Genomic DNA, 21,060 nt, shown 5'->3' with positions numbered 1-21,060 from the left:
ATACGAATAAGCGCTAGACGCGGGGAGTCGGCAAGCTAAGGGATGGCACATAATCGGCACGCGCGATGCGCCGATTGTTGGAGATTGGCTGCATGAGCGAGCATAGTTCGACCCTCTTATTATTCGGCGCGACCGGCGATCTTTCGCGGCGGATGTTGCTACCCTCACTTTATGCGCTTCACGCCGATGAACTGATCGACCCCGCCTTGCGTATATTCGGCACAGCGCGCAGCGCCTATAGCGATGCCGAGTTCCGCGAATTTGCGCGCACATCGCTCTGCGAATTTTTACCCGAAGATCGCAAAGCAGAAGGCATGATCGACGCCTTTTTGCAGCGACTATATTATCAGGCGCTGGATGCGTCGCAGCCGGATGGCTTTGCGGCTCTGGCCGAAAAAATCGGCGATATTTCGGGCGGCCTTTCGATCTTCCTGTCTACCGCGCCGTCGCTGTTCGAACCAACCATCAAGGGGCTGCATAGCGCGGGCCTTGCTGGCGACAATGTCCGCATCGGTCTGGAAAAGCCGCTTGGTAATGATCTGGCCAGCAGTTGCCAGATCAACGATGCCGTCAACGCCGTATTCCCCGAAAAGCGGACGTTCCGCATCGACCATTATCTCGGCAAGGAAACAGTGCAGAACCTGATGGCGCTGCGCTTTGCCAATATGCTGTTCGAACCGTTGTGGAACGCCAATGCCATCGAGCATGTGCAAATTACGGTCAGCGAAACGGTCGGTCTGGAAGGACGTGCGGGCTTCTATGATGATACCGGCGCGCTGCGTGACATGGTGCAAAACCATATGCTACAGCTCGTCGCGCTGACCGCGATGGAACCGCCCGCCAATCTTGATGCCACCGCCATCCGTGACGAAAAGGTGAAAGTGCTCCGCGCATTGCGGCCTGTTGCCGAAGGTGATGTTGTGACCGGCCAATATGGCGATGGCGCCGTGAAGGGCGAGGCTGTAAAAAGCTATGCTTCCGATCTTGGCAAGCCGTCCGACGCCGAAACCTTTGTCGCGATCAAGGCCTATGTCGATAACTGGCGCTGGCAGGGCGTGCCGTTCTTTTTGCGGACCGGAAAGCGACTGCCTGAACGGCGCAGCGAGATTGTGATTCAGTTCAAGCCGGTGCCACACAATGTGTTCGGCGCGCGGGGCGGACGGCTCGAGGCAAATACGCTGATCATCCGGTTGCAGCCCGAAGAATATGTGCGTCTTTTGGTGATGGCCAAGGAACCCGGGCTTGATCGCGGCGGTGTGACCTTGCGCGAGGTGCCATTGGACCTCTCGCTCACCACTGCTTTTGCGGGTTCGCGCCGCCGGATTGCCTATGAACGGCTGCTGCTCGACCTTATCGAGGGCGACCAGACCTTGTTCGTTCGCCGCGACGAGGTGGAGGCGCAGTGGAAATGGGTCGATGCGATCAGGCAGCTTTGGAAATCGACCGGATTGAAACCCAGAAATTATGGCGCAGGCAGTTGGGGCCCCAATGCCGCCATCGCGCTCGCCGAACGGGATGGAGTAAGCTGGCATGAGTAAGCTGAACGCCATTTTGGAAGCGGTCACCGCACGTGTCATCGAACGGTCAAAGCCGGGACGCGCCGCCTATCTGGACCTGATTGCGCGGCAACGCGATGCAGGTGTCAACCGGCCCACCTTAAGCTGTGGAAATTTGGCCCACGGCTTTGCGGCGAGTGGTGAAGACAAGACAGCAATCCGCGGCGGCAAGTCGATGAATATTGGTATCGTCAGCGCGTATAATGATATGTTGTCCGCGCATCAGCCTTATGGCCGTTACCCCGAACAGATGAAGATATTCGCCCGCGAAGTCGGCGCCACTGCTCAGGTGGCAGGGTCAACCCCGGCGATGTGCGACGGGGTGACGCAAGGGCAGGATTCGATGGAATTGTCGCTGTTCAGCCGCGATGTCATCGCCATGTCGACAGCGGTCGGCCTCAGCCACGGGATGTTCGAAAGCATCGCGATGCTGGGCATTTGCGACAAGATCGTCCCCGGCCTTTTGATCGGTGCGTTGCGCTTCGGGCATTTGCCGACCATATTGATTCCGGCTGGTCCCATGCCGTCCGGCCTTGCCAACAAGGAAAAGCAACGCGTCCGCCAGCTTTATGCCGAAGGCAAAGTCGGCCGCGAAGAATTGCTGGAAGCGGAAGCGGCATCCTATCATGGGGCAGGGACCTGCACCTTTTACGGCACGGCCAATTCCAACCAGATGATGATGGAAGTTATGGGGCTGCACATCCCCGGCGCGGCTTTCATCAATCCGGGCACCAAATTACGCACCGAATTGACGCGGGCGGCGGTGCATCGTCTTGCCGAAATCGGTTGGGAAGGCGACGATTACCGTCCGCTCGGCCGATGTGTCGATGAAAAGGCGATTGTAAATGCCTGCGTCGGGTTACTCGCCACAGGTGGCTCCACCAACCATGCGCTGCATATCCCTGCTATCGCGCGTGCCGCGGGCATAATGATTGATTGGGAAGATCTCGACCAATTGTCGTCGGCGGTGCCGTTGATTGCGCGCGTCTATCCCAATGGTTCCGGCGATGTGAACCATTTCCATGCTGCGGGCGGCATGGGCTATGTCATCCGTGAATTGCTGGATGCAGGGTTGTTGCATCGTGACATCATGACTGTCGCGGCGGATGATCTGACCGGTTACGGGCAGGAACCGATTTTGCAGGACGAACAATTGAGCTGGCGGGATGCGCCTGCCGTCACCGCCGATGAAACGATGCTGCGTCCGCCCTCCAACCCATTCAGCCCCGATGGCGGAATGCGTCTGGTGACGGGCAATCTGGGGCGCGCCACCTTCAAAACCAGCGCGGTTGATCCGGTCCGCTGGACTATCGAAGCGCCGATCCGGGTTTTCCACGACCAGAATGACGCGCTTGCCGCTTTCAAGGCAGGGGAACTGGACCGCGATGTGATCGTCGTGATCCGTTTTCAGGGACCGGCAGCCAATGGCATGCCCGAACTGCACAAGCTGACTCCGCCTTTGGGTGTGCTTCAGGACAAGGGCTTCAAGGTGGCGCTGGTCACCGATGGCCGTATGTCCGGCGCATCGGGCAAGGTTCCCGCGGCAATCCATCTCAGTCCGGAAGCGGCGCGCGGCGGAGCCATTGCGAAATTGCAGGACGGCGATGTGGTCCGGCTCTGCGCCAATGACGGGGCGCTTAATATTTTGGTCGACGAGGCGGAATGGGCGGGCCGGATGGCGGTTCCCATGCCACCGGCGCATGTCGGTACAGCGCGTGAGTTGTTCGCCCTGATGCGGAGCGGGTCGGATGAGGCAGAGAAAGGCGGTTCGGCGATGCTGGCTGCGGCTGGCCTGTGATGGAGATTGTGTCGGTCGATATCGGCGGGACCCATGCCCGCTTTGCCATTGCGGAAGTTTCGGGTGGCCGGGTTGTCTCGCTCGGTGAAGCCGTCACGTTAAAGACGGCAGAGCATGCGAGTTTTCAAACCGCGTGGGAGGATTTTGGCCGGATCACCGGAAAGCCATTGCCGCGCGCAGCTGCGATTGCCATTGCCGGGCCTGTGGATGCCGACGTTATCAAGCTGACCAATAATCCATGGATCATCCGGCGATCGCTGGTCTGCGAAAAGCTTGAGGTAGACAGCTTTGTCATCGTCAATGATTTTGGCGCGGTGGGCCATGCGGTGGCGCAGGCGGGCGCGGAGCATTTTCTGCACCTGACCGGGCCGGAACAACCCTTGGCCGACAGCGGAACGATCAGCATCATTGGTCCCGGAACCGGCCTTGGCGTCGCGCATATATGGCGCAAGGGTAATGGCTATCATGTGCAGGCGACCGAAGGCGGGCATATCGATTTCGCACCGCTCGACAGTATCGAAGATGCGTTGCTCGAACGGCTGCGCCGACGCTACCGGCGGGTTTCGGCGGAGCGTGTTGTGTCAGGACCGGGGCTTGTCGAGATTTACGAAGCCTTGGCTGCGCTGGAAGGTCGACCTGTCCAGCAACTTGACGATAAGCAGTTATGGCAATTGGGTATGTCGGGCGAGGACAGCCTTGCGGCGGCGGCGGTTGATCGGTTCTGCCTTTCGCTGGGCAGCGTCGCGGGCGACATCACCTTGGCGCAAGGTGGTTTTGCAGGTGTCGTGATCGCTGGTGGTCTCGGGCTGCGTATCAAGGACATATTGGTCCGCTCCGGCTTTGCAGAACGTTTCCGCGCCAAGGGGCGGTTCGAATCGTTGATGGCGGGAATTCCCGTGAAATTGATTACCCATCCGCAACCCGGTCTGTTCGGGGCAGCAGCGGCCTACGCGCAGGAGAATATTTAGTGAAACCCGTCGAAACTGTCATGCGGACCGCGCCTGTCATTCCCGTACTGGTCATCGAGGATGCCGCCCATGCGCGGCCCATCGCCGAAGCGCTTGTCGCAGGCGGCCTGCCCGTGCTGGAAGTAACATTGCGGACGGCGGCGGCGCTGGATGTCATTGCCGAAATGAAAAAAGTGCCCGGCGCGATTGTTGGGGCAGGGACTATTGTCGATATTGCAGGCTTGGAAAGCGCCATGGCGGCGGGGGCCGAGTTTATTGTGTCGCCCGGATTGACCGAAAATCTGGGCAAAGCGGCGGTTGCCAAGGGCATTCCGTTCCTGCCGGGCATTGCCAATGCAGGCGATATCATGCGCGGGCTGGACCTGGGCTTGACCCATTTTAAATTTTTCCCGGCCGAGGCGAATGGCGGGCTTCCGGCCTTGAAATCGCTTATCGGTCCCTTTGGCCAGTGCAAATTCTGTCCCACTGGTGGGATCAAGCAGGAAACAGCCGCCGACTGGTTGGCGGTTTCTGAAATTTTATGTGTTGGCGGTAGCTGGCTTGTTGGTAAAGGGACACCGGATGTTGCGGCGATAGAGGCCGCAGCGCGCGCCGCAGCGGCGCTTCGCATTTGATGGAGTAACAAGCACATGGCCGAAGAAGTTGAGTGGTGGGATTTTGATGCTGCCGAAGATCTGATCGACGCAGTGGTCGGCGATGTCAGCTTCATCATTGAAAGCGCGCTCGATGCGCGGGGGCAGGCGTTGGTTGCTTTTCCCGGTGGTTCGACACCCAGGCCGATCCTCGAAAAATTGGCGCAAGCCAATATCCGTTGGAAAAGCGTCACCATCATTCCGACAGATGACCGTTTGGTCGCGGTTGACAACCCTTTGTCCAACGTCGCGATGATCGCGAAAATCTTCATTCCAAAGGGCGCGCGGGTCTTGCCGATTACCAGCGACGCCGCCGATCATAAGCTTGCCGGAAATGCCGCCAATGCACGCCTTGCCGACTTGCACTGGCCGCCGGACCTGGTTTGGCTAGGTATGGGGGCGGATGGCCACACAGCGTCGATTTTCCCCGGACCTGATTTAGATGACGCACTGAATGGCGGGAAAGACGTGCGTGCCGTGGGTGTCGCACCCGATCCTTTGCCTGAAGAAGCGCCGGTCAACCGTGTTACCCTGACCGCCGCCGCCATTGCCTCGGCGCGGACGACGATCATCGTCATATCAGGCGCAAAGAAACGCGAAGTGTTGGAAAAGGCAATTGAAGATGGGGCCAAATCGACCATCCCGGTTGGACGGGTATTGGAACGGATTACGATACCGGTCGATATCTACTGCCTTGATGCTTAGTCAGGGTGAGGCGAGGGTTGGGTACAGTCCCTAAAAGGACAGTCCCCGGTATCAAGCAGACCCTTACACTCGGCGCATTTTGTTGGGTGCCGCCGGATTATTCAGCTTCTTGAGATAATGCGGCATTTCTATATCGCTGTTGCCAACCGGCTTGCGCGCATCTTTCGGGTTGATCGGGTGGTCAAAGGCAATGCCAATGCGACCTTCGGTGACCCAGGCGACATGGCCGCTAATCCAGCCGATGCTTCGCAAATGAACTTCGACAGGTTCACCCCGCGCCACGCGCAGAGGGGCCTCGGCCATCAATCCGCCAGCCGAAAGGTTGCGTATCCGGACCTCGCGATCGTCGCTGATGCTGTTGAACCGCAACACGGCCTTCAACAAAAGGCTGTCCCGATTATTTCCGCGCTTGGCAGAAGCTGGGTTATCAATTTTCAACAGATCGGTCATATAGCGCTACCAGAGAAGAAATCGTCTTCATGTTACGCGTTAGTTGTGGCACCGAAATGTAGCTAAAAGGTTAATATAGGGCGGAATGGTGACCTATTTTCCCGGCATCGGTTAACCAAATCAGCCAACCAAAAATAGTGTCACCGACCCCGATAGCCGAACCGGCGCTTAATCGTCGCGGGACACACGTTCCTGGCGTTCGTGCCGTTCTTGCGCTTCCAATGTCATGGTCGCAATAGGTCGTGCGCGCAGCCGGGCGAGCGAAATAGGCTCCCCTGTTACCTGGCAATAGCCGTATTCGCCTTCGGTTATACGGCGCAGGGCGGCTTCGATCTTGGAAATCAACTTACGCTGCCGGTCGCGGGTCCGCAATTCTATGCTCCAGTCGGTTTCGCTGGATGCGCGGTCGTTGAGGTCAGGTTCCCGGATCGGGCCGTCCTGTAGCTGGTTCAGCGTACCTTGCGCTTCGGCAAGGATGCTGTTTTTCCACTCGACCAGTTGTTTTTCAAAAAATTTCAATTGACGGTCGTTCATGAACGGCTCGTCATCGGCCGGAACATAAGAAGGGTCCAAATCAATATCTAAACCATTGATTGCACTGGAATTTTCGTGAGGCTTGGCGCTGGCGCCCATTATGAATTCTCCACCTCTAGCGGCCCGTGGGGAACCACGGAATCCCGCTAAAATTCAACTCTCGGGCGGCGATATAGACTCGGGGCTATAGGCGCACAAGCGCCAATTTGCTTAACCGCGCGATGCGCCCAGAAAAGCTGTGGAAATGAGCATCACCGGGCAATAGTTGCCATGTAAACAGTTCCTTTTCGGGACGATTTGCCATTTGCCCACTGAAATTCGGCAATTTTCGAAAGGCAGCCTGTCCAAACAGGGTTAATGCAATTGAGTTTACCCAATAGTTCTGCCTTTCTCGCTAAATCAGGAGACGTGAAATGGGGTCCGTCTCTCCGACTTGAATTCTGCCCCAATGCCGAAGAAGGTCGAAATTATGTCTGTACGCATGGCTTTAGCGAAATTATGTGCCTGCACCTGTGGCGGCGCATTGATCGGTGGCGGCGCGATGAAGGTGGCCGATACGCCCCCCGCGCAAGTTCAGAAAGTGGCCAAGAAAAAGCATAAAGTGCGTAAAATCGCGCACCATGTACCGGTTCGGAAAGTAAAGCGGGTCCGCAAGGTTGTCCGAACAACCACGACAAGCACCTGCACGCCAAGTGTAGTTACCGTTGCCAGCCAGGGCATGCCGCCCATTCCGGTGCCGTTCCTGCCGTCCGGGCCTTACGAAGGCGGTAGCGGCGGCGGCGTACCTGTCCTGATCGGCGGTTCAGGCGGCTTTGGCGGCGGTTTTGGCGGTGGATTTTTTGGTGGCTTCTCCGGTGGCGGCGGCGGCAGCAGTGGCACGGTGGTTATTTCGTCCACCTCCAGCAGCACCGGTGGCATCAGCAGCTCAACATCGTCGGGCGGTTCGAGCACCTCGACCGGCGGTTCCAGCACCTCGACCGGCGGTTCCAGCACATCAACAGGTGGTTCGAGCACATCGAGCACCTCGGGCGGCGTATCCACTTCGACCGGCGGCGTCAGCACGTCGACTTCCACGGGTGGCATCAGCACTTCAACCGGCGGCGTTTCCACCTCGACAGGCGGCATTTCAACGTCGACTGGTGGCGTATCGACATCGTCGGGCAATGTGAGCACGTCGAGCGGCGCCGTTACCAGCTCCGGTTCTTCGTCCCCATCCAGTTCGTCATCATCGTCGAGTTCGTCGTCGAGCAGCAGCTCCTCTTCGGGCGGCGGTTCAGGCGGCCACGGGTCATCAAGCGACGGTGGTTCGGGCGGAAGCAACGGATCGAGCGGTTCGTCGTCATCCAGTTCGTCTTCGGGCGGATCGACTTCGGGCGGATCGTCAAGTTTTGGTGCAAGCTCTTCCTCGTCAAGCAGCAGTTCTTCTTCCTCAAGCTCGTCGTCTTCGTCGAGCGGCGGGTCGACGGGCGGTTCCACCGGCGGCACGGATGTTCCGGCTCCGCCCATGGTCCTGCTCTTCGGTGCAGCCGCAGCCGGCCTTTTCGCCCGCCGCCGCGCCGCCAAGAAAGCCAAGGATAAAATCGCAGCATAAGGGCGAGGGCTTTGGGGACAGCCCCAAAAGCACTCACACCCTTTTTCGTTGCGAAACTTCCGGCGCGTCGGCATAGCCTGCCGCCATGCACGACTTGAAATATATCCGCGAGAATCCCGAGGCTTTTGACGCAGCGCTAAAACGGCGCGGGACCGCCGCTGTGTCGGCGTCCTTGCTGGCGCTTGATGAAAAACGCCGGTCGGTCCAGACCGAAATGCAGGCATCGCAAGCCCGTCGGAATGAAGCCTCCAAAGCCATTGGTGCCGCCATGGGCAAGGGCGATACCGCCACAGCCGAAGCTTTGAAGGCAGAGGTCGCTACCCTCAAGGACAGCATGCCTCAGATGGAAGAGCAGGAGCGCGCTTTGGCGTCCGAACTCGACGGTCTGCTCGCCGCTTTGCCCAATTTGCCTTCGGATGAAGCCCCGGAAGGCGCTGATGAAACCGAAAATGTCGAGTTGACCCGCTGGGGAAGCCAGCGGAAATTCGACTTCGAGCCCAAGGATCATGCCGATCTTGGTCCCGCGCTAGGGCTGGATTTTGAAACTGGTGTTGCGATTTCGGGCGCTCGGTTCACCTTCATGCGCGGACAAATGGCACGGCTGAACCGTGCGATCGGGCAGTTCATGCTCGACCACCACACTGTGCGGCGCGGCTATACCGAATGCGCGACGCCCTATCTGGTCAAACAGGAATCGCTGTTCGGCACCGGGCAATTGCCCAAATTTGCCGAAGATAATTTCCAGACCACCGATGGCCGTTGGTTGATCCCGACTGCAGAAGTGTCGCTGACCAACAGTGTGCGCGAACAGATATTGGACGACGCGGCATTGCCCATCCGCATGACCGCCTTAACGCCCTGTTTCCGGTCGGAAGCGGGTGCCGCGGGACGCGATACAAAGGGGCTTATTCGCCAGCACCAGTTTGAAAAGGTCGAGCTGGTCTCCATCGTGCGTCCCGAAGACAGCGTTGCGGAACATGAGCGGATGGTCGAGTCCGCTGAAGGCATATTGCAGGCGCTGGAATTGCCCTATCGCAAAATGCTGTTGTGCACCGGCGATATGGGCGCCAGCGCGCGCAAGACCTATGATCTGGAGGTCTGGCTGCCAGGGCAGGGGCTGTATCGTGAAATTTCCAGCTCCTCAAACTGTGGCGATTGGCAGGCACGGCGGATGAATACCCGTTACCGCCCCGCCGACGGCAAGGGGACAGCTTTCGTCCATACGCTGAACGGGTCCGGCCTTGCTGTGGGCCGGACGCTGGTTGCCATTCTCGAAAATTATCAACAAGCTGATGGGAGCATTTTTATTCCCACGGCTTTGGTCCTGTACATGGGTGGTATCACCCGATTGGAGCCGATGGCCTGATGCGTATATTGCTAACGAATGATGACGGCGTGAATGCGCCGGGATTGAAAGTGCTCGAGACCATTGCGCGCAGCATTAGCGACGATATCTGGATTGTGGCCCCGGCCGAGGAAAATTCAGGGGCAGGTCATTCGCTAACATTGACGCGGCCGGTCCGCATCCGGCAGCATGGGGAACGGCATTTTTCGGTGTCCGGTACGCCAACCGATTCTGTTATGTTGGGACTAGGCGTCATCATGAAAGACGCTAAGCCCGATCTGATATTGTCCGGGGTCAACCGCGGCGCAAATTTGGGCGATGATATCACCTATTCGGGCACCGTATCCGCCGCCATGGAAGGTGCGCTGGCTGGCGTGCGCTCGATTGCGTTAAGTCAGGTCTACAGCAAGGAAGGCATGGCCGATAGCGTGCCTTTTTCCGCCGCAGAGGCTTGGGGCGAACGCGTCCTGCGGCCGTTGCTTGATATGCCAGAGACGCCGCGTACACTTATCAACATCAATTTTCCCGCGCTGCTGCCGCAGGATGTCAAAGGCATAAAGGTCGCGCGGCAAGGGTTCCATGATTACAGCCGTGGCTCGATTGTCAAAGGCACCGACCCACGCGGCTATGATTATTACTGGTTCGGGCTGCACGGCATGGTGCACACATCGGGGCACGACACTGATCTTGAGGTGGTCGAGGACGGGTATATTGCGGTGACACCGCTTCAGCTTGACCTAACGCACCAGGAGTCGATTGCGGCCTTGCATGCGGCTTATGGGGGGTGAGTTTAGCTGAACTGCCTCTTTTTAGGTAACCCTCTCTCCTTCAGGGGAGAGGATACGAAGCCTTGGCCGAAGGCTTAGGCGCAGTTGGAGAGGGGCCGCGACGGTGCGGTTTGTGCGCCAACTCCCCCTCTCCACTTCGTCTAATGGCTGAAGCCATAAGACTACGTACCTCTCCCCTAAAGGGGAGAGGATGACATTCCCCACTGCACCTCAACTGCCCAAAAGCACGAACACCAGCCCCATCGCGGCATAGAATACCACCCAATATCCCGCATCAATCGCGAACAGCTTCCCCGATTTGCGCGCGAACAGATAGTTGGTGCCGATGGCCGGCACGATATAGCCCAGCGCGATTCCAGTGGATATCATCAGCGTCGCCCGCGTGTTGGTGTCGAAAAACGCCAGCAAATGTCCCAAAAACACCGCCGAAAGCACGGAAAAGGCAAAGGTCAGCCCATAGACTTTCAGCATATTGGCCTTCTTTAATTCCTCCTCGGTAAAGCCATTTTCGGCCATCCACATTTTGCCGAACAGAGGGCCGTACCAGAGCCCGCCGACCAGAAAACCGGCGGCGGCGGCAACCAATATTGCCAGTAGATTTGCGTTTGCCATGATGGATAATCCCTCCAATCCAAGGCATAGAAACATGCGCCCGTTTGTGCGCCGTGACAAGCGCGCATAAACCCGCTATGCGCGCGGCCATCATGGCAACTCACATCAAAGCAGCGCCCAAGGTGGGCATGGTCTCCCTCGGCTGTCCCAAGGCACTGGTCGACAGCGAACGTATCCTTACCAAGCTTCGCGCCGATGGCTATGGCCTGTCGCCCGACTATGCTGGTGCGGACGTGGTGCTGGTCAATACCTGCGGCTTTCTCGATTCCGCCAAAGAAGAAAGTCTCGAAGCCATTGGCGAGGCGATCGCCGAAAATGGCCGGGTTATTGTAACAGGCTGCATGGGCAATGAAGCCGACGTCATTCGCGCCCGCTTTCCTGACGTTTTGGCGATTACAGGCGCGCATCAGTACGAGGATGTCGTTTCTGCAGTCCATGCCGCTGCGCCACCGACACGCGGGGCCTTTGTCGATCTGGTGCCCGAAGGTGGCATTAAGCTTACACCGCGACACTATAGCTATCTGAAGATTTCAGAAGGCTGCAACCACAGCTGCGCCTTTTGCATAATCCCCACTTTGCGCGGAAAATTGGCCAGCCGACGTATTGATGCGGTTTTGAGGGAGGCGGAAAAGCTCGTGTCGGCAGGGACCAAGGAATTGCTGGTCATCAGCCAGGATACATCGGCCTATGGCGTCGATACGCGCCACGAAAGCAGGGAATGGAAGGGCCGTGATGTGCGGGCGCACATGACCGATCTCGCGCGTGAACTGGGAGGCCTGCGGACAAGTGAGGGCGTCGCCCCTTGGGTTCGCCTGCATTATGTCTACCCCTATCCGCATGTCGATGATGTCCTCCCGCTGATGGCGGAAGGTTTGCTGACGCCCTATCTCGATATCCCGTTCCAGCACGCCGCCCCCAATGTGCTGAAAGCAATGAAGCGACCGGCGAACGAAGCAAAGGTCCTCGAGCGCATCCGCAACTGGCGCAGCATCGCGCCCGACATCGCAATCCGGTCCAGCTTTGTCGTCGGCTTCCCCGGCGAAACCGAGGCGGATTTTGAATATTTGCTGCAATGGCTCGATGAGGCGCAACTCGACCGCGTCGGTGCGTTCCGCTTTGAACCTGTTGAAGGCGCGCAGGCCAATGCGCTGCCTAATCCGGTGCCTGAAGAGGTAAAAGAAGAACGTTTCCAGCGCATCATGCAGAAAACGGCCGCAATCAGCGCAGCGAAACTGGCGGCGAAGGTGGGGCGGACTTTGCCGGTTATCATCGATGAAATCGGCGAACCCGACGAAGACGGCAGCATCGGCGCCACCGGCCGCAGCCAAGCGGATGCGCCGGAGATTGATGGCCATGTCTACCTGCGCGACGTCGCGGGGACGGTGAAGGAAGGCGATATCGTCTCGGTCGCTATCGAAGATGCGGATGAGCATGATTTGTTTGGGGTAATTTCCGCTTAACCAAGCTCACCGCTTGCCGCGAAAATACATCTGGGATAGTCGGAGCGAAACCCGAACAACCGAAAGTCCCCCATGTCCGACGATAATCCACTCCCCACCGGTTACCAGCTTTCGGCTCTGGATCCGACTTATCGCGAGACGCCGTGGGTGCCGTTGGACCGTTTGCGTGCGGCAGACCCTGTGCATCATGACCAGCAACTGGGCCGCTATTTCCTGACCCGTGGCACTGAAGTGTCCGAGCTCATCAAAAATCGCGATCTGAACGCCGATCCGCGAAAGGCCAATGAGGGCAGTTTTTCCAAGACGCTGTACGGGAATAATAGCAAGGAACTGTCGATCCTGATGCTCGACGACCCCGAACATAAGCGCCAACGGACGCTCGTATTGCAGGCGTTTAACAGGCGGTCGGTCGATGCGTTGCTGCCCCGGATTGAGCAGATTGCCCGCGATCTGGTGGACGATATCGTCGCAACCGAAGGCGAATTTGACTTTGTGCAGCTGTTCGGGTCGCCGCTACCGACCACGGTGATGGCGGAATTGCTGGGCATCAACTCCGCCGACCGCAAGGATTTTCGGCGCTGGTCGCTGGGCTGTATGCAGGCGCTCAATCCGTTCCGCACGCCGGAACAGACCGCGCTTTACGAAGAATCGACCACGGTTCTCGCCGACTATCTGGCCCGCGAAGTCGAGTCGCGGCGCACGAACCCCAGCGATGATCTCATCACCCGTCTGGCGCAGGCCGAGGAGGAAGGCGATATGCTGACCACGCAGGATATCGTGCTGCTGATCCGGTTGCTGCTGATCGCCGGCAATTCGACCACAACCGATATGCTGGGGGCTGGGGTGGTGCAGTTGCTCAAAAATCCCGACCAGCTCGCCAAATTCCGCGCCCGGCCGGACCTGCACGACAACGCAATGGACGAAATCCTGCGCGTCGAACCGCCCGTCACGCAGGTATTACGCAGCGCGCATCAGGACATGCAGGTAGCGGACAAGCACGTTAAGCAGGGCGACACGATCCACATGTCGCTCTTCGGCGTGCATTTCGACCCTCAGGTCAATCCCGACCCGCTGAAATTCGACATCGAGCGCCCCAATATCCAGCATTTCGCCTTTGGCGGTGGCGCGCATTATTGCCTGGGTGCAGGGCTGGGCAAGGCGCAGGCAAAGATTGCCCTGCCGCTGCTGTTCGAACGCTTGCCCGATCTTGCCTTCGCACCGGGGCGTGAGGTGAAGCACAAGATCGCCCCCGCCTTTAACGGCTATGGCGAGATATGGTTGGTGAAGTAACCGCTACACCTTCTTTGGCGGCAGGGGAAAAAAGCCCGAGGTCCGCGCCACATAAGTTGCGTAGTCCGGCCGCGTTTTCTTCATGCCATATTCCAGCAACGGCTTACCCGACCATTTTGTCAGGGTGAACGTCAGGAAAATCGGGCCGATGATGCTGATCCAGCCGGGCAGTCCCGTCTCCGCCGCAATCAGCCATATGCCCCACCAGGTGCAGGCATCGCCGAAATAATTGGGGTGGCGGGTATAGCGCCACAGGCCGGTGTCGAGCACCTTGCCTTTGTTCCCCGGGTCCTTGCGAAAGGCGTTCAGTTGCGCGTCACCGATGGTTTCAAAGGCGATGCCGATCACCGCGATGGCCGCGCCGATAGCGCCCAGCGGGCCGATAACCGTGCGCCCGCCTTCGCTGGCCCAGATGCCGAGCTGCGCGGGAAGGCACGTGATGAACAGAAGCGGGGCCTGCGTCAAAAACACCGCGATCAGGGACGTCTTTGCCCAGCTCCAGCCCGTTTTCTTCATGCGGCTGGCCATGATCTTGGTGTAGCGCGGGTCTTCGCCATGCGCGCGCCAGCGTATCCACAAATGGATCGTCAAGCGCATCCCCCATAGGGTCGTCAGCGCCAGAATAAGGTTCGACCGAGCGCCGGGATTGGCGGACTGCGCCCATGTCGCCCACGCCAGCACAACCATGCCGAATGCCCAGAATGCGTCGATGAAAGACACGTCCCGGATCCGTACCGAATAGGCCCACAGCAGCAAAATCGCGGTCAGCAAAGCCGCTGCATTTATGGCGAGCATCGATAAAATATCCATCAATCTTCCTCTGTTGCCAAAACCGCCGTCATCCCCTTTGCAGGGTGCCGGGGCGTAACTTTTGCATAGATTTCGGCAACCTTTGCCATATCCGCCTTATAATCGCCCGTCGGCCAGATAGCGGGGCCCAACCCTCCGGATTTTGACGCATAGTCCATCATGCCGACAACCAGCGGCACGCCTGCTCCCATTGCAATATGATAAAAGCCCGTTTTCCACGCTTTGACAGTTCCCCTTGTGCCTTCGGGGGCGATGGTCAGCATGAATTCCTTACGCCGGGCGAATTCATCGACCATTTGCTGGACGTAATTTTTGCTAGACGACCGGTCAACCGGCACGCCGCCCATGTCGAGCATGAAGTTTTTCCACGGCCATCGGAATAACGATTTTTTGCCCATGAAGTGGGGCATAATGCCAAGTTCCTCGGTCAGGCCAAGGAAATAGACAAAGTCCCAGTTGGACGTGTGTGGGGCTGCGATCAGCACAAATTTGCGGGGTTCCGGCACCACGCCATACGCGCGCCAGCCCTGTTGCCGGTAAACACCGACCAGTGCTTTGCGGAAAAGCCGGGAAAACCAACTTGGCTTACCTTCCTCAAATGCCATTACGATCCTCCCCGCACCCTGTTTAACAATGTTGCCGTCTCGTGCAAACGGCTTGTTTCAAAGATACGCAGGCGCTAGGCATCCGGACGCATTCATTCGATCAACGCGGGGAAAATAATGTCGCAAAGCGCACAAACTGCAATACCGGTCATATCCTCAACCGGCCTTTACACGCCGGCGGACACCATCAGCAACGAAGAGCTGGTTGAAAGTTTCAATGCTTATGCAGATCGCTATAATGCCGCCCATCCCGACGCCGAACCGCTGACGCACAGCTCTGTCGAATTTGTCGAAAAGGCAAGCGGCATCAAGTCGCGGCACGTCATCGACAAAAGCGCCATTCTCGATCCCGACATCATGGAACCGCGTTACCGCGAGCGACCCAATGACGAAATTTCGCTAATGGCCGAAATCGGCGTGGCCGCATGTCGCGATGCGCTGGCCAATGCCGGTCGTGATATCGCCGATGTCGACGCTGTTTTATGTGCCGCGTCGAATATGCAACGTGGATATCCGGCGATGGCTGTCGAAATCCAGCATGAATTGGGCATGGTGCGCGGTTTCGGATTCGACATGAATGTCGCCTGTTCGTCCGCCACTTTTGGCATCCAGACAGCGGCGGATTATATCCGGAGCGGGAATGCCAGGTCGGTTCTGGTGGTCAATCCGGAAATCACCTCCGGCCACCTGAACTGGCGCGACCGGGATAGCCATTTTATCTTTGGAGATGTCGCCACCGCGATACTTATCGAGGCAAAAGATATGGCACCGGCAACCCATTGGGAAATTCTCGGTACCCGACTGAAGACCCAGTTTTCGAATAATATCCGCAACAATTTCGGTTTCCTCAACCGCGGCCACGGCAATGGCCCTGTGGACCAAAGCGGCCCGCATAATGATAAGCTTTTCGTTCAGGAGGGGCGCAAGGTTTTCAAAGAAGTGGTGCCAATGGTTGGCCAGATGATCATTGAACACGCCGACAGCCTCGGTTTAACCGGCGCCGACTTGCGCCGTCTTTGGCTGCATCAGGCGAACGCGGGTATGAACCGGCTGATTTCGCACAAGGTTTTAGGCCATGAAGCGAGTGAGGATGATAGCCCGACTGTGCTTGATACATATGCAAACACGTCAAGCGCCGGCTCCATCATCGCATTCCACAAGCATAATGAAGATTTGAACGCAGGCGATATTGGCCTGATCTGCTCATTTGGCGCGGGATATTCGGCTGGTTGCGTCTTCATGCGGAAGGTGGCCTGACAAATGTCATGCCGACGCCATTTCCAAGGTGCGGTGCTTAGTTCCTGCCCCTAAGCTTTTCTTAGCATCGGGTAAGTTCTTATCACATGTTCGAACACGGCTTGGTATAAGGGGCGCTTGAATTCACAACCGTAAAAATCTTGCTGATGCCAGGCAATACGTGCTTCCATCGGTTCTAACCCTTGCATCGTCAGAAAAACCATCCGGTCTTCCGGGATCAGGAACATGCAGTGCATTCTGAAACCTGATTGCGACAGGTCGATAACCGCAACTTTCTGCTTGCCACCACCACGTTCCCGGATTTCTCCGGGAATGGTAACTTCACCGCGCGGAAATTGGCGCGAGTTGAAAAGATGCCGATGCTCGGCCAATTGGCGACTCCTGAAAGACCTTATTATATTTTCTTTTTATACGGCAACAGGCAAGGAAATTTACTAACACAGCGACCTCAGTCTAAAATCATTGCCAATAAGATGTATATCAGAATCGGTGAGCCAAAGCCAATCAAGGTTGCAACCGCGAAGATAAGGCGGACGATGAGCGGGTCCATACCCGACCAGTTAGCCAATCCGGAACAAACGCCGAGGATTTTCTTGTTGGCTTTATCAAGTACCAAGCGTGCCATTTTATTACTCCCTAAATTCAAAAATTGTTTATGTGACTGAACGGATCAGGCGACGATGCTTGCGATCGGTGCAATGGCGGGGGCAACGCTCATGCCGATGGTGATGAAAGCGCAAACTATAGCTGCAAAAACCGAAGCGACCTGGGTGCGTGAAGATTGTGTCATGTTGATATTCCTTTCAATATGCCGGACCATTCCGGCTATATTAGAGTATTTGCACAGGCCGTGCCAGTTTCATAATATTAAATAATAACAAGACTATAAGCAAATTCTGAACCAATCTTCATTGTTGTAAGATTTCATATATTGGGAATTTATCCCAATATTTAGGATTGAATAGTGATGAAAAATCCATTGGACCATACGCGATCATGATATAGCAGAAGCCACCAATGACCCTGTCGCTGCTTACCTTGACCGATTTTCGCAATCATGCCCAATTGTCGCTGCGGCCACAGGCGCAGTTCATCGCGCTGCATGGCCCAAATGGCGCGGGGAAAACCAATATATTGGAAGCGGTCTCGCTGCTTGTTCCGGGTCGCGGATTGCGTCGCGCGGCTTTGTCTGAAATGGCGAATAGCGCCAATGCGAATGGCTTCACCATTTCTGCCGAACTTGACGGCATAACGATAGGCACTGGAATAGAGGCCGCAGCACCCGAACGGCGCAAGGTTCGCATCAATGGTGCGAATGCGTCCATCAATGCGCTTGCCGAATGGCTTTCCGCGATTTGGCTGACGCCTTCTATGGATCGTCTTTTCGTCGATGGTGCGGGCGCACGACGCCGGTTTCTGGACCGGTTGGTACTGGCACTTGAACCCGGCCACGCCCGCCATGCGGCCCGCTATGAAAAGGCGGTACAGCAACGCAACCGGATATTGGCGACAAACACCGCGCCTGACCCGATGTGGCTGGACGCGATTGAGACGCAAATGGCGGAAAGTGGTCGTTTCATTATAGAGGCGCGTGCGCGAATGTTGGCGGCGCTGGATACACAATTGGCTATTCTTCCCAAGGATCCTTTTCCGGCTCCAGACATTGCGCTGGCAATGGCTGGTCCGACAAACGCCCCTGATTTGAAGGAAATCTGGCGTGTGTCGCGGCGCAAGGATGCAGCGGCCGGGCGGACATTGATTGGTCCGCACCGCGCCGATCTTGTGGTGCATAATCGGGCGAACGGGCAAGCGGCTGAACGGTGTTCGACCGGCGAGCAAAAGGCATTGCTGCTATCACTGATATTGGCCCATGCCGCTTTGGTTACCGACCAACGCGGCGCGCCACCCATTTTGCTTCTGGACGAAGTCGCCGCCCATCTCGACCCGCTTCGAAGGGCCGCGTTGTTCGAACGATTGACAGCAACCGGCGCGCAAGTGTGGATGACAGGGACAGAGGCGGCGTTATTCGACGCTATCGGCCCCGCGGCGCAATTGGTTGCGGTTAGTCCGGATTAAATGACAATTCACCTCTCCCCTGAAGGGGAGAGGAACGCAGTCTTAGGGCTTTAGCCATTAGACGGAGTGGAGAGGGGGCGTTGGAGCGCAAACCTCACCGTCGTGCCCCTCACCAACTACGCCTAGGCCTCGCGGCCAAGGCTTCGTATCCTCTCCCCAGAAGGGGAGAAGTAAATCGCTTTCGTCCACTCCCCTGAACGGGGGAGCAAGGTTGTCTCTCTAACCAATCATTTGGCTTTGCTTGGTTTTTCTTTTGCTGCCTTTTTCGGGGCTTTCGGCTTTGTGGCCTTGGGCGGTGCCGGGGTTACTTCAAAGACGGGTTCGCCATCTTTCATGTGCACCGCAACTTCGCCGCCATGGACCAGCTTGCCGAACAGTAGCTCTTCTGCCAGCGGCTGCTTGATCTTTTCCTGGATCAACCGGGCCATCGGACGCGCACCATATAGCTTGTCGTAACCTCGCTCGGTCAACCATGCCCGCGCTTCGTCGTCCAGCTTGATGTGCACATTCTGGTCGGCCAACTGCAATTCGAGTTGCAGGATGAACTTGTCGACGACGCGCGCGACAACTTCCGTCGGCAAATAAGCGAAGGGAACCTGTGCATCGAGACGGTTGCGGAATTCAGGCGCGAACAGCTTCTTCACCGCTTCTTCGCCAGCATCTTCCTTGCTGATATTATTGCCGAAGCCGATGCCTTCCTTGGCCATGTCGCTGGCCCCGGCATTGGTTGTCATAATCAGGATGACATTGCGGAAATCAACGGTCTTGCCATGATGGTCGGTCAGGCGGCCATTATCCATCACCTGCAACAATATGTTGAACAGGTCAGGATGCGCCTTTTCAATTTCGTCGAGCAACAGCACACAATGCGGGTTCTGGTCGACCGCGTCGGTCAGCAGACCGCCCTGATCGAAGCCGACATAGCCCGGAGGCGCACCGATCAGGCGCGATACCGAGTGCCGTTCCATATACTCGCTCATATCAAAGCGCTTGAGCGGTATGCCCATGATCGAGGCAAGTTGCCGTGCAACTTCGGTCTTGCCGACGCCGGTGGGCCCGGAAAACAGATAGTTGCCAATCGGCTTGTCGCCATCGCGCAATCCGGCGCGGGACAATTTGATGGCGCTTGCCAAAACCTCGATGGCCTTGTCCTGTCCGAATACCACCCGTTTCAGATCCGCTTCGAGTGTACCCAAAGCCGTCTTGTCATCCTTGGATACATTTTTCGCCGGGATGCGGGCAATTGTCGCGATGACGGCTTCAATTTCGCGTGCGGTTATCAATTTGCGGCGTTTGGACGGAGCGACAAGCATCTGCATCGCGCCAACCTCGTCAATGACATCGATGGCCTTATCAGGCAATTTACGGTCATTGATATAGCGCGCGGACAATTCCACCGCAGCTTTCAGGGCGTCGGGGGTATATTTGACCTTGTGATGTTCTTCAAATGCGCTGCGTAATCCGGCGAGAATTTTGATGGTATCTTCGATCGTCGGTTCATTCACATCGATTTTCTGGAACCGGCGCAGCAACGCCCGATCCTTTTCGAAATGATTGCGGAATTCCTTGTAGGTCGTCGACCCGATGCAGCGGATACTGCCACCCGAAAGCGCTGGTTTCAAAAGGTTCGACGCATCCATCGCGCCACCGCTGGTCGCGCCTGCGCCGATGACGGTGTGGATTTCATCGATGAACAGGATCGCATCTGGCAGTTTTTCAAGCTCGGAAACGACGGCTTTCAAACGTTCCTCAAAATCACCGCGATAGCGTGTTCCGGCCAACAACGCGCCCATATCAAGCGAATATATCACCGCAGGCAACAACACTTCGGGAACCTGCTTTTCAACAATCCGCCGCGCAAGTCCTTCGGCAATTGCGGTTTTGCCAACACCCGGTTCGCCCACATAAAGCGGGTTGTTCTTGGACCGGCGGCACAGGATTTGCACCGTGCGGTCGACTTCTGCGGCGCGGCCGATCAACGGGTCGATGCGGCCCTGCTTGGCCTTTTCATTCAGATTGACGGTGAATTGATCGAGCGCGCCTTCCTTCTTTTCCTTTTTCGACTTGGTGTCTTCGGGCTCTTCGCCTTTTTGTTCGCTGCCCTGAATTTGGCGAGGTTCGGCCAATTTGCCGTCTTTGCCAATGCCATGACTGATGTAGGACACCGCATCGAGGCGGCTCATATCCTGTTGTTGCAGAAAATAAACGGCATAGCTTTCCCGTTCGGAAAACAGCGCGACCAGCACATTTGCACCGGTGACGACATCTTTGCCGGAGCTTTGCACATGCAGAATCGCGCGTTGGACTACACGCTGGAATCCGCTGGTGGGCGACGGGTCGACTTTGCCATCAACGCGCAAGCTTTCCAATTCGGTGTCGAGATAGGTTATCACAACATCGGACAATTCGCCCAGATCAACGCCGCACGCCTGCATCACCTTGGCGGCATCGGCATCGTCGATCAGCGCGAGCAGGAGATGTTCCAGTGTCGCATATTCATGCGCGCGGTCACCAGCGTGTTTCAGCGCATTGTGAAGCGTCGCTTCCAGCGATTCCGCAAATGATGGCATGTTTTGTTTCCTT

21 protein-coding genes are annotated in these 21,060 nt (G+C 57.2%); 11 read left to right on the top strand and 10 right to left on the bottom strand.

Annotated features, from left to right (window positions below; genetic code table 11):
- Positions 1-92: 92 nt before the first annotated feature.
- Genes zwf through pgl form a run of 5 tightly spaced genes read left to right on the top strand, consistent with a single transcriptional unit; the run spans position 93 to position 5,659 of the window.
- Entirely contained in the window at positions 93-1,538 is a 1,446-nt protein-coding gene (gene zwf, locus ACEW72_RS00900) for a glucose-6-phosphate dehydrogenase (RefSeq protein ID WP_373474492.1), read from the top strand.
- Complete coding sequence (edd, locus tag ACEW72_RS00895) at positions 1,531-3,354, top strand: phosphogluconate dehydratase (protein ID WP_373474491.1); 1,824 nt, start codon at positions 1,531-1,533, stop codon at positions 3,352-3,354. Before zwf ends, edd begins: the two co-directional genes overlap by 8 nt.
- Entirely contained in the window at positions 3,354-4,322 is a 969-nt protein-coding gene (gene glk / locus ACEW72_RS00890) for a glucokinase (protein ID WP_373474490.1), read from the top strand. The genes edd and glk overlap by 1 nt, the downstream gene beginning before the upstream one ends.
- On the top strand, positions 4,322-4,936 hold the full coding sequence (eda, locus tag ACEW72_RS00885) for a bifunctional 4-hydroxy-2-oxoglutarate aldolase/2-dehydro-3-deoxy-phosphogluconate aldolase (protein WP_373474489.1): 615 nt from the start codon (positions 4,322-4,324) through the stop codon (positions 4,934-4,936). Before glk ends, eda begins: the two co-directional genes overlap by 1 nt.
- A 15-nt stretch (positions 4,937-4,951) precedes the next feature.
- Positions 4,952-5,659: a 6-phosphogluconolactonase gene (gene pgl / locus ACEW72_RS00880; RefSeq protein WP_373474488.1), complete on the top strand. Its 708-nt coding sequence runs from the start codon at positions 4,952-4,954 to the stop codon at positions 5,657-5,659.
- A 63-nt stretch (positions 5,660-5,722) separates the two neighbouring features.
- On the opposite strand, the gene ACEW72_RS00875 is transcribed toward pgl, so the two are convergent.
- The 4 genes from ACEW72_RS00875 to ACEW72_RS00860 form a co-directional block, all read right to left on the bottom strand.
- Positions 5,723-6,109: a PilZ domain-containing protein gene (locus ACEW72_RS00875; protein ID WP_373474487.1), complete on the bottom strand. Its 387-nt coding sequence runs from the start codon at positions 6,107-6,109 to the stop codon at positions 5,723-5,725.
- Between the two features lie 168 nt (positions 6,110-6,277).
- Positions 6,278-6,643: an RNA polymerase-binding protein DksA gene (dksA, locus tag ACEW72_RS00870; RefSeq protein WP_373474518.1), complete on the bottom strand. Its 366-nt coding sequence runs from the start codon at positions 6,641-6,643 to the stop codon at positions 6,278-6,280.
- A 573-nt stretch (positions 6,644-7,216) separates the two neighbouring features.
- Positions 7,217-7,372 (bottom strand): hypothetical protein, encoded by a 156-nt coding sequence (locus ACEW72_RS00865; RefSeq protein ID WP_373474486.1) that lies wholly within the window; start codon positions 7,370-7,372, stop codon positions 7,217-7,219.
- A 27-nt stretch (positions 7,373-7,399) separates the two neighbouring features.
- Positions 7,400-8,308 (bottom strand): hypothetical protein, encoded by a 909-nt coding sequence (locus ACEW72_RS00860; protein WP_373474485.1) that lies wholly within the window; start codon positions 8,306-8,308, stop codon positions 7,400-7,402.
- A gap of 11 nt (positions 8,309-8,319) precedes the next feature.
- Here ACEW72_RS00860 and serS point away from each other — a divergent pair, with 11 nt between their 5' ends.
- A complete protein-coding gene (gene serS, locus ACEW72_RS00855; RefSeq protein WP_373474484.1) occupies positions 8,320-9,600 on the top strand; it encodes a serine--tRNA ligase in 1,281 nt (426 codons plus the stop codon).
- Positions 9,600-10,367, top strand: a complete 768-nt coding sequence (gene surE / locus ACEW72_RS00850) for a 5'/3'-nucleotidase SurE (protein ID WP_373474483.1) — start codon at positions 9,600-9,602, stop codon at positions 10,365-10,367. Before serS ends, surE begins: the two co-directional genes overlap by 1 nt.
- Before the next feature lie 210 nt (positions 10,368-10,577).
- Here surE and ACEW72_RS00845 read toward each other — a convergent pair whose 3' ends face one another.
- Positions 10,578-10,979 (bottom strand): DUF1761 domain-containing protein, encoded by a 402-nt coding sequence (locus ACEW72_RS00845; RefSeq protein ID WP_373474482.1) that lies wholly within the window; start codon positions 10,977-10,979, stop codon positions 10,578-10,580.
- Between the two features lie 77 nt (positions 10,980-11,056).
- Between ACEW72_RS00845 and rimO the strand changes: the two genes are divergently transcribed.
- Both rimO and ACEW72_RS00835 read left to right on the top strand, forming a co-directional pair.
- Complete coding sequence (gene rimO / locus ACEW72_RS00840) at positions 11,057-12,439, top strand: 30S ribosomal protein S12 methylthiotransferase RimO (RefSeq protein WP_373474481.1); 1,383 nt, start codon at positions 11,057-11,059, stop codon at positions 12,437-12,439.
- Positions 12,440-12,511: 72 nt separating this feature from the next.
- Positions 12,512-13,729: a cytochrome P450 gene (locus ACEW72_RS00835; RefSeq protein WP_373474480.1), complete on the top strand. Its 1,218-nt coding sequence runs from the start codon at positions 12,512-12,514 to the stop codon at positions 13,727-13,729.
- Between the two features lie 3 nt (positions 13,730-13,732).
- On the opposite strand, the gene ACEW72_RS00830 is transcribed toward ACEW72_RS00835, so the two are convergent.
- Together ACEW72_RS00830 and ACEW72_RS00825 are read right to left on the bottom strand one after the other, a co-directional pair.
- Positions 13,733-14,539 (bottom strand): DUF1295 domain-containing protein, encoded by an 807-nt coding sequence (locus tag ACEW72_RS00830; RefSeq protein ID WP_373474479.1) that lies wholly within the window; start codon positions 14,537-14,539, stop codon positions 13,733-13,735.
- Positions 14,539-15,144, bottom strand: coding sequence for a lysophospholipid acyltransferase family protein (locus tag ACEW72_RS00825; protein ID WP_373474478.1), 606 nt, complete (start codon positions 15,142-15,144; stop codon positions 14,539-14,541). The genes ACEW72_RS00830 and ACEW72_RS00825 overlap by 1 nt, the downstream gene beginning before the upstream one ends.
- Before the next feature lie 117 nt (positions 15,145-15,261).
- Between ACEW72_RS00825 and ACEW72_RS00820 the strand changes: the two genes are divergently transcribed.
- Positions 15,262-16,401, top strand: coding sequence for a beta-ketoacyl-ACP synthase III (locus tag ACEW72_RS00820; protein ID WP_373474477.1), 1,140 nt, complete (start codon positions 15,262-15,264; stop codon positions 16,399-16,401).
- 50 nt (positions 16,402-16,451) lie between these two features.
- On the opposite strand, the gene ACEW72_RS00815 is transcribed toward ACEW72_RS00820, so the two are convergent.
- Entirely contained in the window at positions 16,452-16,772 is a 321-nt protein-coding gene (locus ACEW72_RS00815; protein WP_373474476.1) for a PilZ domain-containing protein, read from the bottom strand.
- A 77-nt stretch (positions 16,773-16,849) separates the two neighbouring features.
- On the bottom strand, positions 16,850-17,026 hold the full coding sequence (locus tag ACEW72_RS00810) for a PspC domain-containing protein (protein WP_373474475.1): 177 nt from the start codon (positions 17,024-17,026) through the stop codon (positions 16,850-16,852).
- A gap of 392 nt (positions 17,027-17,418) precedes the next feature.
- Between ACEW72_RS00810 and recF the strand changes: the two genes are divergently transcribed.
- Entirely contained in the window at positions 17,419-18,477 is a 1,059-nt protein-coding gene (gene recF / locus ACEW72_RS00805) for a DNA replication/repair protein RecF (protein ID WP_373474474.1), read from the top strand.
- Between the two features lie 227 nt (positions 18,478-18,704).
- On the opposite strand, the gene clpA is transcribed toward recF, so the two are convergent.
- Complete coding sequence (clpA, locus tag ACEW72_RS00800) at positions 18,705-21,047, bottom strand: ATP-dependent Clp protease ATP-binding subunit ClpA (RefSeq protein ID WP_373474473.1); 2,343 nt, start codon at positions 21,045-21,047, stop codon at positions 18,705-18,707.
- Positions 21,048-21,060: the final 13 nt, after the last annotated feature.

The organism is Sphingorhabdus sp. (genome assembly GCF_041737645.1).
GTDB lineage: Bacteria > Pseudomonadota > Alphaproteobacteria > Sphingomonadales > Sphingomonadaceae > Sphingorhabdus_B.
The sequence above is the reverse complement of the archived record's forward strand: the minus strand, read 5'-3'. Positions and strand labels throughout refer to the sequence as shown.